The sequence below is a fragment of the Bradyrhizobium elkanii USDA 76 genome, assembly GCF_023278185.1.
GTDB classification, from domain to species: domain Bacteria; phylum Pseudomonadota; class Alphaproteobacteria; order Rhizobiales; family Xanthobacteraceae; genus Bradyrhizobium; species Bradyrhizobium elkanii.
The window spans coordinates 7,681,374-7,696,646 of the sequence record NZ_CP066356.1 but is presented as its reverse complement, the minus strand read 5'-3'; the positions used below and the strand labels follow the sequence as shown (position 1 = coordinate 7,696,646).

General features: G+C 65.9%; 11 protein-coding genes and 1 pseudogene. 8 read left to right on the top strand and 4 right to left on the bottom strand.

The window, feature by feature from the left end; all coding sequences use genetic code 11:
• The first annotated feature begins 65 nt into the window (after window positions 1–65).
• A complete protein-coding gene (gene rpoD, locus JEY66_RS36395; RefSeq protein ID WP_018269832.1) occupies window positions 66–2,198 on the top strand; it encodes an RNA polymerase sigma factor RpoD in 2,133 nt (710 codons plus the stop codon).
• Between the two features lie 311 nt (window positions 2,199–2,509).
• On the opposite strand, the gene JEY66_RS36390 is transcribed toward rpoD, so the two are convergent.
• Window positions 2,510–2,746, bottom strand: coding sequence for a hypothetical protein (locus JEY66_RS36390; RefSeq protein ID WP_026192271.1), 237 nt, complete (start codon window positions 2,744–2,746; stop codon window positions 2,510–2,512).
• 170 nt (window positions 2,747–2,916) lie between these two features.
• A pseudogene (locus JEY66_RS36385) lies at window positions 2,917–5,237 on the bottom strand (CHAT domain-containing protein).
• 988 nt (window positions 5,238–6,225) lie between these two features.
• Here JEY66_RS36385 and JEY66_RS36380 point away from each other — a divergent pair.
• The 3 genes from JEY66_RS36380 to JEY66_RS36370 all read left to right on the top strand — a co-directional run bounded on the left by JEY66_RS36380 (window position 6,226) and on the right by JEY66_RS36370 (window position 8,569).
• A complete protein-coding gene (locus JEY66_RS36380) occupies window positions 6,226–6,636 on the top strand; it encodes an ester cyclase (protein ID WP_018269836.1) in 411 nt (136 codons plus the stop codon).
• Between the two features lie 161 nt (window positions 6,637–6,797).
• A complete protein-coding gene (locus JEY66_RS36375; protein ID WP_026192272.1) occupies window positions 6,798–7,604 on the top strand; it encodes a lytic murein transglycosylase in 807 nt (268 codons plus the stop codon).
• A gap of 116 nt (window positions 7,605–7,720) precedes the next feature.
• Window positions 7,721–8,569: an FRG domain-containing protein gene (locus JEY66_RS36370; RefSeq protein ID WP_018269838.1), complete on the top strand. Its 849-nt coding sequence runs from the start codon at window positions 7,721–7,723 to the stop codon at window positions 8,567–8,569.
• A gap of 101 nt (window positions 8,570–8,670) precedes the next feature.
• Here the strand turns inward: JEY66_RS36370 and JEY66_RS36365 are convergent, their stop codons facing one another.
• Window positions 8,671–9,612: an IS110 family transposase gene (locus tag JEY66_RS36365; protein ID WP_018269839.1), complete on the bottom strand. Its 942-nt coding sequence runs from the start codon at window positions 9,610–9,612 to the stop codon at window positions 8,671–8,673.
• A gap of 500 nt (window positions 9,613–10,112) precedes the next feature.
• Window positions 10,113–10,982, bottom strand: a complete 870-nt coding sequence (locus JEY66_RS36360) for an SDR family NAD(P)-dependent oxidoreductase (RefSeq protein WP_018269840.1) — start codon at window positions 10,980–10,982, stop codon at window positions 10,113–10,115.
• Window positions 10,983–11,143: 161 nt separating this feature from the next.
• Here JEY66_RS36360 and JEY66_RS36355 point away from each other — a divergent pair, with 161 nt between their 5' ends.
• The 4 genes from JEY66_RS36355 to JEY66_RS36340 all read left to right on the top strand — a co-directional run bounded on the left by JEY66_RS36355 (window position 11,144) and on the right by JEY66_RS36340 (window position 14,836).
• On the top strand, window positions 11,144–11,548 hold the full coding sequence (locus tag JEY66_RS36355; protein ID WP_018269841.1) for a response regulator: 405 nt from the start codon (window positions 11,144–11,146) through the stop codon (window positions 11,546–11,548).
• Between the two features lie 116 nt (window positions 11,549–11,664).
• On the top strand, window positions 11,665–12,276 hold the full coding sequence (locus tag JEY66_RS36350; RefSeq protein WP_018269842.1) for a LysE family translocator: 612 nt from the start codon (window positions 11,665–11,667) through the stop codon (window positions 12,274–12,276).
• A 687-nt stretch (window positions 12,277–12,963) separates the two neighbouring features.
• The gene (locus tag JEY66_RS36345; protein WP_018269844.1) at window positions 12,964–14,175 is read left to right on the top strand and encodes a GGDEF domain-containing protein; all 1,212 of its coding nucleotides are present in this window, start codon (window positions 12,964–12,966) and stop codon (window positions 14,173–14,175) included.
• Window positions 14,176–14,215: 40 nt separating this feature from the next.
• Window positions 14,216–14,836 carry a peptidoglycan recognition protein family protein gene (locus JEY66_RS36340; protein ID WP_018269845.1) on the top strand — a complete coding sequence of 207 codons (621 nt, stop codon included), beginning with the start codon at window positions 14,216–14,218 and terminating at the stop codon, window positions 14,834–14,836.
• Window positions 14,837–15,273 lie beyond the last annotated feature (437 nt).

The following is a 15,273-nucleotide window of genomic DNA, read 5'->3' as shown; positions in this document are numbered from 1 at the left end:
TAGATTTCGTGCGGATGCGCGTGCGTGGCGCCATTTTGCATGACCGCGTTTCGGGAGCTTAGTGAATGGCCACCAAGGCAAAGACGCTGCAGGTTAAGGACAAGGAAAAAGACGACAAGGCAGCGGATGCTCCTGAGAAGGATGCCGCTGACGCGCCGTCGCCGTTGCTCGACCTGTCGGATGCCGCGGTGAAGAAGATGATCAAGCAGGCCAAGAAGCGCGGCTTCGTGACCTTCGATCAGCTCAACGAAGTGCTGCCTTCCGACACGACCTCGCCCGAACAGATCGAAGACATCATGTCGATGCTGTCCGACATGGGCATCAACGTCACCGAGGCCGACGACAGCGAAGGCGAGGACGAGAAGGACGACGGCGACGACGAGACCGACAACGAGCTCGTCGAGGTCACGCAGAAGGCCGTCACCGAGGTCAAGAAGTCGGAGCCCGGCGAGCGCACCGACGATCCCGTGCGCATGTATCTGCGCGAGATGGGCACCGTGGAATTGCTCTCCCGCGAAGGCGAAATCGCGATTGCAAAACGCATCGAGGCCGGCCGCGAGGCGATGATCGCGGGCCTCTGCGAAAGCCCGCTGACCTTCCAGGCCATCATCATCTGGCGCGACGAGCTCAACGAAGGAAAGATCTTCCTCCGCGACATCATCGATCTCGAAGCCACCTATGCCGGCCCCGAGTCGAAGGGCGGCATCAATCCGAACCTGATCGGCAACAACGGCGCCGAGGGCGCCGCCGCTGAAGGCAATGGCGGCGATGCGCAAGGCAGCGCGCCGGCCCATGTCGCGCCGCCGGCCGCGCCGCCGTCGCCGACCCCGTTCCGCGCCGCGCCCGCCGGCGGCGAAGCCGCCACCGAGGAGAAGGATCCCGCCGAGGCCGCCGCCGAAGGCGACATGGACGACGACGAGTTCGAGAACCAGATGTCGCTCGCCGCCATCGAGGCCGAGCTGAAGCCGAAGGTGGTCGAGACCTTCGACAAGATCGCGTCCGAGTACAAGAAGCTGCGCCGCCTGCAGGAGCAGGACATCGCCAACCAGCTGCAGAGCGAGTCGCTGTCGCCCTCGCAGGAGCGCAAGTACAAGAAGCTGAAGGACGAGATCATCGTCGAGGTGAAGTCGCTGCGCCTCAACCAGGCCCGCATCGATTCGCTGGTCGAGCAGCTCTACGACATCAACAAGAAGCTGGTCTCGTTCGAGGGCCGCCTGCTGCGCCTCGGCGACAGCCACGGCGTCGCGCGCGAGGACTTCCTGCGCAACTACCAGGGGTCCGAGCTCGACCCGCGCTGGCTCAACCGCGTCTCCAAGCTGTCGGCCAAGGGCTGGAAGAACTTCGTCCATCACGAGAAGGACCGCATCAAGGACCTGCGCCACGAGATCCAGTCGCTGGCGGCGCTCACCGGGCTCGAGATCGGCGAATTCCGCAAGATCGTGCACGGCGTGCAGAAGGGCGAGCGCGAGGCCCGTCAGGCCAAGAAGGAGATGGTGGAAGCCAACCTCCGTCTCGTGATCTCGATCGCCAAGAAGTACACCAACCGCGGCCTGCAGTTCCTCGACCTGATCCAGGAAGGCAATATCGGCCTGATGAAGGCGGTCGATAAGTTCGAATATCGCCGCGGCTACAAGTTCTCGACCTACGCCACCTGGTGGATCCGGCAGGCGATCACCCGTTCGATCGCCGACCAGGCCCGCACCATCCGCATCCCCGTGCACATGATCGAGACGATCAACAAGATCGTCCGTACCTCGCGGCAGATGCTGAACGAGATCGGCCGCGAGCCGACCCCGGAAGAGCTCGCCGAGAAGCTCGGCATGCCCTTGGAGAAGGTCCGCAAGGTCCTCAAGATCGCCAAGGAGCCGCTGTCGCTCGAAACGCCTGTGGGCGATGAAGAGGATTCGCATCTCGGCGATTTCATCGAGGACAAGAACGCGATCCTGCCGATTGATGCTGCGATCCAGTCCAACCTGCGCGAGACCACGACGCGCGTCCTGGCCTCGCTCACCCCGCGCGAGGAGCGCGTGCTGCGCATGCGCTTCGGCATCGGCATGAACACCGACCATACGCTGGAAGAAGTCGGCCAGCAGTTCTCGGTCACCCGCGAGCGCATCCGCCAGATCGAAGCCAAGGCGCTGCGCAAGCTGAAGCACCCGTCGCGGTCGCGGAAGCTGCGGTCGTTCCTCGACAACTAATTCGATCGGTATTCATCGAAACAAGAACGGCGGGCTGAGGCCCGCCGTTTTTGTTTGGCTCGTCCGCTTCATACTTCAGGCATCAGTGCCCGCGGCCACCCCTCTCCCCACCCTCCCCCGCAAGGGGGGAGGGTGCCTGAAGAGCGTGCTCATATTACGTCGCATGATGCTTCGTGTCTTGCGAAGGGTGCAGATTGATCGCGAGTGAGGGAGGCACCGGCGGAAGGGCTCCCTCCCCCCTTGCGGGGGAGGGGCGGGGAGAGGGGGCCGCTTGCTCCGATGTTGATGAGGCGCGAGAGCTTCGCTCGCCGCTACTTCTTCTTCGCGCCGACGCGCTCGATGGACTTGATCTCGAGCGGCGGGCGGCCGCCCTTTTCGGCGATCTCGCGGTCCTGCTCGCGCAGGAAGGCGCGCACCGGCTCGTCGCCGTCGAGCCCGCCAATGAGCTCCGACGGCACGCGGCGGTTGGAGCGCTGCGAGCCGTCTTCATAGAAGACGTTGAAGAAGGCGAATTCGCCTTTGGGATTGGTCCCGGGTTTTTTCGGCATGCGCGGCTTGTCCTCGATCGGGGCGCCGCTGTCAAAGCAAATCGCCCGCGCCCGTGCGCCGGTCTGCCCTGCGCGATGGGGTTGCGTGCGGCCCTTGCGCAACGTCGTGCGCAGTACGGCCCGGCATGCGCCCGCGGCGCCCGTCCGGTCACATCAACGACATATACGCCTCAGCCCTCGAACAGCACGAACGCCGCCCACACGCTCGCATCGGCCGCGCCCGCGACCTTGCCGTCGCGCGCATCGCGCCTCGTCTGACGCAGCGCATCCGAATAGGTCAGGCCCTCCGCCAGGTGCTCGTAGAACCGCACGGTGAAGTTCGCGGTGCCCTCGTCGGCGACCGGCCACAGCGTCAGCAGCGCGCGCCGCGCGCCGGCGATGCCGAGCGCGGTCGGCAGGCCGCGCAGGCCGCTGACGAAGCTCTCGTCGCCGCGGCCGGTTTCGCAGGCCGACAGCACCAGCAAGTCGAGCCCGGACAGGTCCCAGTCCATCAATTCGAAGGCATAGAGATAGCCGTCGTTCTCGTCGCGCAGCGGAAATCGGCTGTCGCCGGCGCCCGACAGCACGATGCCGCTCTGCCACAGCGTGTCGAGGCCGGATGCCGTGCCGTCGCGATAGAAGCCGTGCGTCGCCAGATGCGCGCCTTGCCGATCGCCGCGCGCAGCGTGCCCTCGCTGACGCCGCGCCCGGTCAGCATCTCGACCGGCGCGCCGCGCGCGCGGGCGAGCTTTGCGATCGCGTCGATCTCGGTCCGGGTCGCGGGCAGGGGCATCGGCCCCGGCTCGCCATATTCGATGCCGCCGGCGAGCAGCATCGCGCCCCGCTGATCGAGCGTCTCGCGCGCATGGATCGCGATCAGCGCATCGGGGCTGGTCAGCATCCGGATCGTGAACTTGTCCTCCAGCAGGCCGCCGCCACTGCCGGGCAGCAGCGCGAACGGCACGGCAGACAGGAAGCCGTCGGGCACGACATAGAGCGTGGTCTTGTCCTTCAGCAGCGGCTCGAGCGGCGCGAACAGCCGCGCCCGGAGATTCTGGAAGCGGCCCTTGACGTCGGGCGCGTGCGCGTCGGGATCAGGCATGGTGGCCCGCGTCGCGCGCAGCCGGGCGATCTCGGTGCGCACGCCGGTGTCGATCATCCGGCCGGGATCGCCGAGATCGACCACCCGCGGCTCGCTCGTTGCGGTCTCGACGATGGCGTAGAGCACGGTTGCCGCCAGCGGGTCCTTCGCCTGGCGATCCGCCTTCCATTGCCGGGTGATGAAATAGTTGACGACGGCTTCCTGCGACGCGAGCAGCTGCGAGGGGCGGATCGGATCTTGCGGCAGCTTTGCACCGATCGCATCGAGCCGCTTCTGCAGCGCCTTCTCGGCCGCGTCCTGCCGCCCCCACACCGACCTCGCCCAGTCGTCGATATTGCCCGACGAGAACAGCTCCTGCTTCTCGCCGTTGAGCCGGAGCGCGGTGCGCAGCAGCGTCGCGGTCTCCTCGTCCTTGCCGCCGACCTCCGTCTCGAGCCGGCGCAGCGCCGTGGCGTCGGCGCCGCCGAGCGTCTTCCAGCGCAGCACGGCGGCAAAGGCCGGCTGCGCCACGGCGGAGCCGGCGCCGGTGGCGAAGCGGCCGAACGCGAACAAGAGATGATCGGCATGGGCGCGGATCGCTTCGGCGACGGCGCGATCGCCCGATGTGCCGACCTCGCGCTTCATCCAGTCGAACATCTCGCGGTCGAGCGCGGCGAAGGCCTGCACCGCGCGGGCCGGATCATCAGCGATCAGCGCGGTCGCGATGCCGAGCTTGATCTCGAAGCTGATCGGATGCTGCGCCGTGAAGGCGCGGCTCGAAATCGCCAGCGCGGTCTCGCGCAGCCGCATCCCCTTGTCCCGCTCGCCGCGCTGCTCGCGTTGGCCGGCAGCCAGCACCGCGGATTTGATGCGCAGGAAATCCGCAAAATTCGCCTCATTGGCGACGATCGCCTCCAGCCGCCCCAGATCTGCCGGCGCGATCGCGGCGTCGCCGGCGGCGAGCATGTCGGTGTAGAACAGCCAGGCATCGGCCTGTCCGGCAAAGCTCGGATCCTTCGGCGCCATCGCCGCCGCGATCGCGCGGTGGCGGCGGAAGTAGCGGCGGGCGTCGTCGAAGCGGCCGAGATTGAGGAGATCCTGGCCGGCATTATTGACCGTCACCAGCGTGTTGAGATGGTTCTCGCCATAATGTTTGGCGCGCTTCTCGATCGCGAACAGATCGAGCTCGAGCGCCTTTGCGGGCGCGCCGATCTCGCGCAGCATGTCGGCATAATTATTGGCGAGCTTCCAGGTGGTGCGATGGTCGGGCCCCAGCGCCTTCTCCGCGCGCTCGAAATTGTGCCGGCCCAGATTCGTCGCCGACGCCGCCGAGCCGTTGGCGGACAGCGCGACCGCGAGCTTGTCGCTCGCGATCAGCGATTCCTCGGAGCCTTCGCCCCAATAGGCGTTGAACGCCGCGATCGCCTTCATGTAGAGCGGAACCGCTTCGGCGATCCTGGCGTGGTCGGACAGCAGGATCGCGTACATCAGCAGCACGTCGGCATTGCCGGGCGGCCTCTGCGCGGCCGCCTTGCTCTGGAATGCGCGCACGAACAGTTTTTCGGCGAGGTCGTCGCGCTTGACCGCGCGCAGCGTCGCGGTCGCGTCGAAATACTGCTCCATGACAAACTGGGCGTCGTCGAGCTTGTCTGCGGCATCCAGTGCCGCAAGCAGCTGTGCATAGCCGGCGTCGATCTTGCCGCTGCGCGTCAGCGCGATGGCGTTCTTGATCTGCGCAGTGATCGTCTGTGTACCGCCGGCACCTTGCGCCGGAGTACGCCTGGTGGGGCCGCTCTGCGCGGCGGCGGTGTCGATCGTTGCGGTCAAAACAGCGCCGAGCGCGAGCACGACACCGATCGATGCGGCAGCCCTGCACGCGCGTGCGAAGCCCAAGGCGATCGTCATCAACGGCACATCCTCATCCCCAAACGCGTCATCGGATGGCGTCCCCAAATGACGGCGGCGTTGCAGCCGGCGTGGCTGGCTTTAGCGGCGCGGCTTTGCATGAACAAGACAGCGCGGCCGGCCGCGTGGCGGAAGCGGCTTGCCCAGCCCGCGCTTCTTGGTCGCGGCCGGCGGCTTCGGCGTTCATGCGTCGCGTCCGCAAATGCTGGCCTGTAGTGCGTCGCTCGCCGCCGCCGACCGCCGCTTGCAGGCCATCGGCAGCCAAGCCATCGGATGATGTTACCGCCGGCAGGCCGGCCGCCTGCCGTTCGCGCCGAGGCGGGGGAATCGCTGGCGGCGGAGCCGCGCACGGCGGCGCACTTTCCCGGCAGCCGTCTTTCGCATCGGCGCGCAAACGAACGACGGCCGAAAGCCGAGCTTTTTCTGACCATCGTCACTTGCGCCACCCCGTCCGATTCGCGTATGAGGCGCATCCTTCTCTTTCTACAACCTTTCCTTCGAGAACCGATCGCCGATGTCCAACGCCACAATCGACGCCAACAAGGCGCTCGTGCTCGCGCATTACGACGCCGTGACCAACCGCCACGATCCCGAGGCGATCCGCGCGCAGCTGGCGCCCGACTTCTTCGACCATGCGGCGGGCAAGCGGCTGAGCGCCGAGGACGTGATCGCGCATTCGGCCGCGATGCACGAGACCTTCGCCGACCTGTCGGCGGTGGCGGAATGCCTGGTGGCCGAGCGCGACATCGTCGCCGGCCGCTTCGTCTGGCGCGGCCGGCACCGCAGCCCGTGGCGCGGCATTCAGCCAACCGGCCGCCACGTCGAATTCCGCGGCATGACGTTCTGGCGGATTCAGGACGGCAGGATTTCCGAGCGCTGGGCCGAGATCGATTTTGTCGGGTTGGAGCGGCAGCTTAGGGATTGATCGTCAGCTACACCTTCGTCAGTTGATCAACGCAGGGAGATTTTGGCAGCGCGGCTGATGAAGGCGTAACTGCCCGCCGAGGATGGAGTGTGGTGCCGACACTTTGACTGCCTCGTTTGCTCCATGGCATGATCGGCCATTCGAAGCGGGGGGATTTTTGCATGCTCAGGTGTCGTTTGGCGGTTGTGTTCGGCGCCTTGCTGCTTGCCACCCCTTCATATGCCGCGCGCTGCGGCGGCAGTTTTCCCAGCTTCGTCCAGTCGTTCTCGCAGGAGGCGGCGAGCGCCGGCATTCAGCAGGACGTGATCTCGGCGGCGCTCGGCGGCGTGCAGCAGGATGGCGGGGTGCTGGCCTTCGACCGGCGGCAGCGCTACACCTTCAACAAGACCTTCGAGCAGTATGTCGCAACCCGGGTCGGGCCCGGGCGCATCAATGGCGGCCGCGCGATGCTGCAGCGGCACGCCGCGCTGCTCTCGAAGATCGAGCAGCAATACGGCGTGCCGCGCCAGATCCTGGTCGCGATCTGGGGGCTCGAGACCGATTTCGGCAAGGGCGACATGGGCAAGCTGCCGGTGTTCCGCGTGCTCGCGACGCTGGCGCATGATTGCCGCCGCACCGACCTGTTCCAGGGCGAACTGCTCGCCGCGCTCAAGATCGTGCAGCGCGGCGATCTCCGTCTGAATGACATGATCGGCGCCTATGCCGGCGAGATCGGCCAGACCCAGTTCCTGCCGTCGTCCTACATCAAGTACGGCGTCGATTTCGACGGCGACGGCCATGTCGATCTGCGCCACTCGGTGGCCGATGTGCTGGCCTCGACCGCGAACCTCCTGCACACCAGCGGCTTCAAGATGGGCGCGCCCTATGGCGAGGGCACCGCGAATTTCGAGGCGATGCGCGAGTGGAACAGGGCGGTGATCTATCGCAAGACCATCGGGTATTTTGCCGATCAGCTCGTGGGGCGGTGAGGAACATCCCGCTGGTTCATTCCGGGGCTCGCAAGGCGAGAACCCGGAATCTCGAGATTCCGGGTTCAGCCCTGCGGGCTGCCCCGGAATGACGAGTTGAGAGTGCGGGGCGTCCCATGGAAACCATCGGCAGCCAAAAGATCTGGTCGTTCTTCGACCGCCGCGGATGCCAGGTCGCGAAGAACGCGGCGGTGCGGGAGGGACCGGGCCATCGCGTCGGCTCTTATCTCGAGCTCGCCACCAAGATCGCCGAGCTGCAATTCCTCAACCGCGATCATGTGCTGCTGTTTCGCGGCCAGGGTGCCGACTACAGGAACATCAAGCGCAACTCGTCGCTGAAGCCGACGCTGTTTCGCGGCGGCCGCGGCAATCCTGATCAGGCGACGCTGGCCGGGCGGTTCGATGCGCTGCAACGCGCCGAGCGGATCCTGATCGCCGAATACGCCAGGGAAAAGCTGCTCGGGCTGGAGCGGTTGAAGCGGCATCGCATCCTGCGCTGGTCGATCCTGCAGCATTACGAGGTCTGCACCACGCCGCTGCTCGACGTCACCCATTCGATCCGGATCGCCGCCTCCTTTGCCTCGCTGGCGAAGACCGGCACCGCCTTCCTCTATGTGCTCGGCGTGCCGAATCTGAGCGGCGCGATCACCGCGAGCGCCGAGGCCGGCCTGCAGATCGTGCGGCTCGCCAGCGTCTGCCCGCCGTCGGCGGTGCGCCCGCATATCCAGGAGGGCTATCTGCTCGGCGAGTATCCGGAGATGTCCGGTACCGAGCAGAAGGAGAACTATTTTCCCTACGAGATGGATTTCGGCCGACGGCTGGTCGCAAAATTCTCGTTCGCGCCGGCGACGTTCTGGAAGAACGACAATTTTCCGCAGGTGGCGAAGAGCGCGCTCTATCCGTCGGAGAAAAGCGATCCGCTGTTCCGGCTGGCGCTCGGGGTGAAGAGGCAGCTGGGCGGGTAATCGCGTGTCGCGATGCCGCGCAGGTGTAACGCGCAGGCATATGTATGACCCGCGGGCCGCGCAGCATCCTCAGTGTCGTCCCGGGCTTGACCCGGCAACTGTTATGTTGGTTTGGTCTGCAGGTACGGCTTTCGGTCTCGCATCATGGCATTGAGGACCGTGAGCAGCTTCCTGGCGACGGCGACGAGGGCGAGTTTGGCTGGTTTTCCGGCCTGTCGCAGTCGTGCATAGAAGGCCTTGAACGGATCAGCTCTGCGAACTGCGTTGAGGGCCGCCATATAAAGGGCGTCACGAACGCGCTTTCGGCCGCCCGCAATCTTGCGCTTGCCGCGGAAGGTGCCGCTGTCGACGTTGAAGGGAGCAAGGCCAGCGAGCGCTGCGAGTTGTTTCGGTCCGACCCGCCCGAGTTCCGGCATCTGCGCGATGAGCTGCATGCAGGCCACGGGACCCACGCCGGGCAGCGAACGCATTAACTTCGCATCGTCCGCGATCTGCGCTTCGGCTTTAATCAATGCGCTGATGTCGGCCTCGATCTCGGCGATCTCGCTGTCGAGGACCTCGATGAGGCGGCCGATGCGTTCGGCCATGGCGCGATCGTCGGCCTCGCTGCGCCGGTTCTTCTCCTGGGCGCGCATGAGGACCAGCTGATCCCGCCGTTTTGCAAGCCTCGCCAAGGCGCCCCGTGCAGGATCGGCGACCTGCTCGGGGGCGGGCTGCATGGCCCGCGCAAAGGCCGCCAGCATCCGCGCATCGATCGGATCGGTCTTGGCGAGTAGGCCGCTGGCCCGTGCAAAGTCGCGGGCACGGGCCGGGTTGATCCGTGCGAACTGGATCCCGGCCTGACGCAGCGCCTCGCGAAGCGCGAGGTCATAGATACCCGTCGCCTCGAAGACCACCAGCGCATCGCATTGCCAACGCGACACCTGCTGTGTGATGGCCTGTGCCGCGTTGGCAATGCGCCTCGGCACGCCGTCAGCCTCATCAAAGATATCGAGGTGTTTCTTGGAGATGTCGATTCCGACGTAACGAAGAGCTATGATCACGGTGCCTGTCCCTGTGATGCGAGGTCTGTTGGTGCAGCCTCGTGCAACTGTTCAGGTTGATAGATGGAACGGGCGGGAGACCGAGCCGGCTCACGGCGTCAAGCGCCAAGGACCCAACGGCTTCCCGCCCACCCTCATCCTGACACACTTCCAAGACACAGGGACCCATAACCACAAATGTCCGTGTTGCACGACGCTGTGGCCCCAGCGTGCTCAACAACTCAATCCTGTGGTTATGGGTCCCGGCTTTCGCCGGGACGACGGGTGTATGTGTGTCTGCGCCACAAGGCCTCACGTCGCGGCGTCGTGCATTCGCTCACTGCTCGTGCAACATCCTCGGTGTCGTCCCGGGCTTGACCCGGGACCCATAACCACAAATGTCCGTTTTGCACGACGCGGCGACCCCGGCGTGTCGCACCAACTCGATCCTGTGGTTATGAGTCCCGGCTTTCGCCGGGACGACGCCGGTTGTGATGCGCGGGTTACGCCGCGCCATCGCGCTACTGGCTCGCCCTCGCGGCATCGCGGGCGATCCGCCGAGCCGCCGTCTTCTCCATCATCCGTTGCATCGTCTTCCAGTATCTCGCCGGACGGAAGCGTTGCAGCAGGTCCATGAAGTATGCGTCCTTGCCGATCAGGATGCGCGGCTGGTTCTTCTCGATGCCGGCGATGATGCGCTGCGCGGCCGCGGTCGGCGTGGTCCTGGCCAGCGCGTCGAAGCGCTCGATCGATTCGGCGCGGCGGGCATTGTCGGTGACGCCGGCGCCGGCGCGCGAGTTGCGCGCGATGCTGGTGGCGACGCCGCCGGGATGCACGACGGACAGACGCACCGGGCTGTTCGCCACCGCAAGCTCGTGGCGCAGGCTTTCCGAGAAGCCGCGCACCGCGAACTTGGCCGCGCAATAGGCGCTCTGGCCGGGCGGGGCGATGATGCCGAAGATCGAGGAGATGTTGACGATATGCGCCTCGCGCTGCCGCGAAAGCTGCGGCAGGAAGGCGCGGGTGCCGTGCACCACGCCCCAGAAATTGATGTTGAACAGCCACTCCATCTGCGCCTGATCGATCTCGCCGAACTCGCCGAGCAGCGCGACACCGGCATTGTTGACGACGATGTTGAGCGAGGGATGCGCGGTAACGGCGGCCTGCGCGAACGCCGTGATCTGGTCCGGCTCGCTGACGTCGAGGCGGTGCACGGTGACCTTGCGCGGGCTCGCTTTCGCGATCTCAGCGGCGGCGGCCTGCAGGCCGGCCTCGTCGCGGTCGGCGATCGCCAGATCGCAGCCGCGCAGCGCCAGTTCATGCGCGAGCGCGCGGCCGATGCCGCTGGCTGCTCCGGTCACGGCGGCGGCGGATCCAGAGATCGCGGTCATGTCGGGTGAGCTCCATCTCAACGGGGGGTGGTGGTTGCCAAGCGGGGAACACGGCGTTTCCACGCTTTTCTCAAATTGGAACTGAACCATCCAGTGATTTTGAGCATTTAATCTATGTTACGCGCTCGAACCAAAGCATTCAAACCAAGGGAGCCACACCCATGGGACAGTCAAAGCCCTATCGTGCGAAGGCCCTGGTGGTTGAGGACGACCCGATGCAGCGCGAGATGATCGGGCTGCTGCTGGAGGAAAGCGAGTTCGACGTCATCGCCTGCGAGAGCGCCGAAGCCGCCGAACTGGTGTTGCAGGGCAACGGCGACAACGTCGTGCTGATGATGACCGACGTCGAATTGGCCGGACACATGACCGGCGTCGAGCTCGCTTATGCCGCGAAGAAGTACAGACCCGATCTCGACGTGATCGTCACGTCGGGCAAGCCGCTGCGGCAGCGCCTGCCCGACGGAGCCTTGTTCTGGGCCAAGCCCTGGGCGCCGCTGGACGTGATCCGAGTCGCCGAGATGAAGGCGTCGGAGCTTTCGCATCGCGGATGGCGCAGGTCGTCATAACGGGGTGTCGGCGCGGGCGCCGGACGGAGGCCCGGCGGCCGCTTCCACCGTCCCCGTCGCCGTGATATTGGCGGACGATGTCCCGCCCGCCGAGGGCTTGAAGTGACGGATTTGAAGTGACCTGGTCCTTTCTGCTGACGTCGCTGATCGTGGTGGCCTCGCCCGGCACCGGCGTGCTCTATACGCTGGCGGTGGCGCTGACCCGGGGGGCGCGGGCGAGCGTCGCGGCGGCGTTCGGCTGCACGCTCGGGATCGTGCCGCAGATGATCGCGGCGATGCTCGGGCTCGCCGCCATCCTGCACACCAGCGCCGTGGCGTTCGCGGCGCTGAAATGGGGCGGCGTCGTCTATCTGCTCTACATGGCCTGGCAGGCGCTGCGCGAGCGCGGCGCGCTCGCCGTCGACACCGAGATCAGGCCGCGCTCGCGCCGGCGGGTGATCGTGACCGCGATCCTGATCAACGTCCTCAATCCAAAACTGTCGATCTTCTTCCTGGCTTTCCTGCCGCAGTTCATCGCGGTCGACGAGCCGCATCCGCTGGCGCGGATGGTCGAGCTCAGCTGTGTGTTCATGGCGATGACCTTCGCGGTGTTCGCGGTTTACGGGCTGTTCGCCGCCTCGGTGCGCGACCGCGTCATCACCCGGCCGAAGGTGATGGCCTGGCTGCGGCGGAGCTTCGCCGCGGGCTTTGCCCTGCTCGGCGCCAGGCTCGCCTTCGCGGAGCGCTGACGTCGCGGCCGCTACGCCCTGACGCAGGCAATAAAAAAGCAGGCGTTGCGCCTGCTGCCTTGCGCCCCGTCCGTCGGGGCCGATCGATGTAGGGCCGGTGAATTCGAGGTTGACGTCGCTGCGACCGGTTATCCTGGTCCGGGTGCCCGGGCAGGGCAAGCGCCGCTACCCGGGCTGGAATTCGTTACTTCTTGGCGGCCTTCTTCTTGGTGGCCTTTTTCGCCTTCGCCTTCTTCGCCTTCTTCGCTTTCTTAGCCATAGTATCCTCTCAGGGTTTCATGGATTGAACGCGACTCCGAGGCATGCTTGGCGGAGGGCCAGCCTCGCAACATCCTCGATATCAAACTCAGCAGATTCGGAGGCTGCTGCCGCGTGCTGTCACGGCGCCGTCATCGTGTTATCCACAGCTGTTACGTGTTTTCGCCAGTTTTTCGCAAAGCGCGGGCATGTCGCGCGTCGCCGCGTCGTCGCATCCGTCATGCTTAACGATGCGCAAACGGCGGATGCGCAGATCTTCATCAATTCAAAACCACGGCACGGATTGCCACGTTGCGGGTGACGCTCCGTTAAGCGGCGCGGCCGCATGCTCTGCCGCAAGACAACGGGGATTGTCATTGGAGGAAGCGCCCGGGGGGCGGACGGTCATTTCAGGAGAGGCGAGACCGATACGGGTCTCGAACAGGGGCGATGTTGAGCGTTCCGACGCTTTGGACGGTATTCATTATCAATTTTCTCGCGCTCGGGCTGATCTGGGCCTATGTCGCGCGCAGCTATCCTGCTTTCGGCGCGGCGCGGTTCTGGACCGCATCCGCCTTGGTCGCCTCCGCCGGCGCCAGCTGCGCGATGCTTCGCGTGATGCTGACGGACTCGCTGCTGCCGCTGCTTGCGGCGGGGACCTTGATGGTGTTCGCCGCCGGCCTTGCCGCGATGGGCATCGAGCGGTTCTACGACAAGCCCGCGACCTGGCGCGCCACCCTGCTGACCACGGCGCTGGCCTTCGCCGGTCTCGGCACCTTCATCTTCGCCTATGACAGCATGCCGATGCGCATCCTAGTCTACACCGTTGCCCAGGTCACGCCGTTCGCGCTGACGCTGAAGCTGTTGCTGTCGTCCGAGAACGGCCGCGTCAGCCCCGGTGCCCGGCTCGCCGGCATCGTCGCCTCCGTGCTGATCGGCATCTACGCGCTACGCGCCGTCGGCGCGCTGCTGCAGCCCGGCGAGTTCTCCTTCGTCCGCTTCTCTGCGGGCCAGTCGCTGGTGATCCTGCTGATGGTGTTCCTGTCGATGGCGCTCAATTTCGGCTTCCTGCTGATGGCGATCGACCGGCTGCGCAACGAGGTCGCCGACCTCGCGCTGCTCGACGATCTCACCGGCGTCGGCAACCGCCGCCATCTCCTGCAGCGGCTGACCGAGGAATGCGCGCGCTCCGACCGCAACGGCGAGGCGTTCGCGCTGCTGGTGATCGACCTCGACGGCTTCAAGGGCATCAACGACACCCATGGCCACGCCGCCGGCGACGCCTGCCTGCAGCATTTCACGCTGATGGCGCAGACGCGGCTGCGGCCTGGCGACATGCTGGCCCGCACCGGCGGTGACGAGTTCTGCATCGTGCTGCCGTCCTCGACGCTGCGTGAGGGCGCGATGATCGCGCGCCGCGTGCTGGAGGTCTGCCGCGCCGATGCCGAGCAGTGCACCGGCAAGGACATCCCGATCGCGGTCTCGATCGGCGTCGCGCAATGGACCCGCGAGATCGGCCTGCATCCCGATCGCTTGGTCGCCGCCGCCGACCACGCGCTTTACGACGCCAAGAAGGGCGGCAAGAACGGCTATGCGACCTGCGAGCCGAAGGCGCCGGAGTTGGCCGATCCGCTGGAGGCGACCCTGCGCAAGCGCGCCTGAGCGTGCTAACGGGGGACCGAACGACGCCGGGATTTCCGCAATGACGCCTCGCCTGCTCGCCGCGCTCCTTGCGCTGGTGCTGTCCTCCGCCGTATCAGCCGAAACGCCCGATCTCGCGGCCATCGCGCGATCGCAAGGCACGCCCGAGATTCCCGGCTTGAAGATGGTCTGGCTGGTGCCCTGGGGCGACGTCGCCAAATCGCATCCGTGGCGCAACATCATCGTGCACCAGACCGAGGGGCCGCAGGGCTCGGCGCGATATGGCGCCGAGGCGCAGCACAAGAACCCGACCCGGCGCGGCGTCATGGTCTGGGTCGAAACCGACGGCACGGTCTATTGGGCGGTCGCCGACAACCTCGTTCCGACCCACACAGACGGCGCCGATCGCAACGACAACAAATACATCGACAACAGCAAGACCTATCACCTGGTGAACAAGGACACATCGATCGGCGTCGAGTTCGCCGGCAATTACCCGGACGTCACGACCGGCCCGACCGACGCGCAGATCGCGGCCTGGCGAGTGCTGGTGAAGCTGCTGCGCGCGCGTTACGGCATTCCGGCGGAGCGCGTCTACGCGCACAACTGGATCGACTTCAAGGACGCCCGCTACTGCGAAGGCTGCGCGCTCGCGACCATGGCGCGGCAGTGGGGCGAGTAGGGCGGGTACTCATCATGCTTGGACGAGGACGCTCGGCCCAGCAAGCAGCTGTCATCGCCCGGCTTCGACCGGGCGATCCAGTATTCCAGAGACGCCAGTGCTTGAGCCGAGAGGCCGCGGCTTCTCCCGGCGTCGTCCCTGCGAAAGCAGGGACCCATACTCCGAGCAATCTGCCGTGAACGGGACCCGTCATTCCAGCATTGCGCAACAATGAACTTCGGTGGTTATGGGTCCCTGCTTTCGCAGGGACGACGATGAGGATGGTTCTCGCACGATACCACGCGCCGTCATTGCGTACGTCGTCTCGGTGTCATTGTCCGGCTTGACACTGCGGCGTACCGGATTCCCCGCTTTCGCTGAGCCTTTCCAGAACACGAGCCGCCGTTAACGACGCTTGGCGATTTCCAGCCTGAGCGAAATCGTTTCGAGGCTTGTTA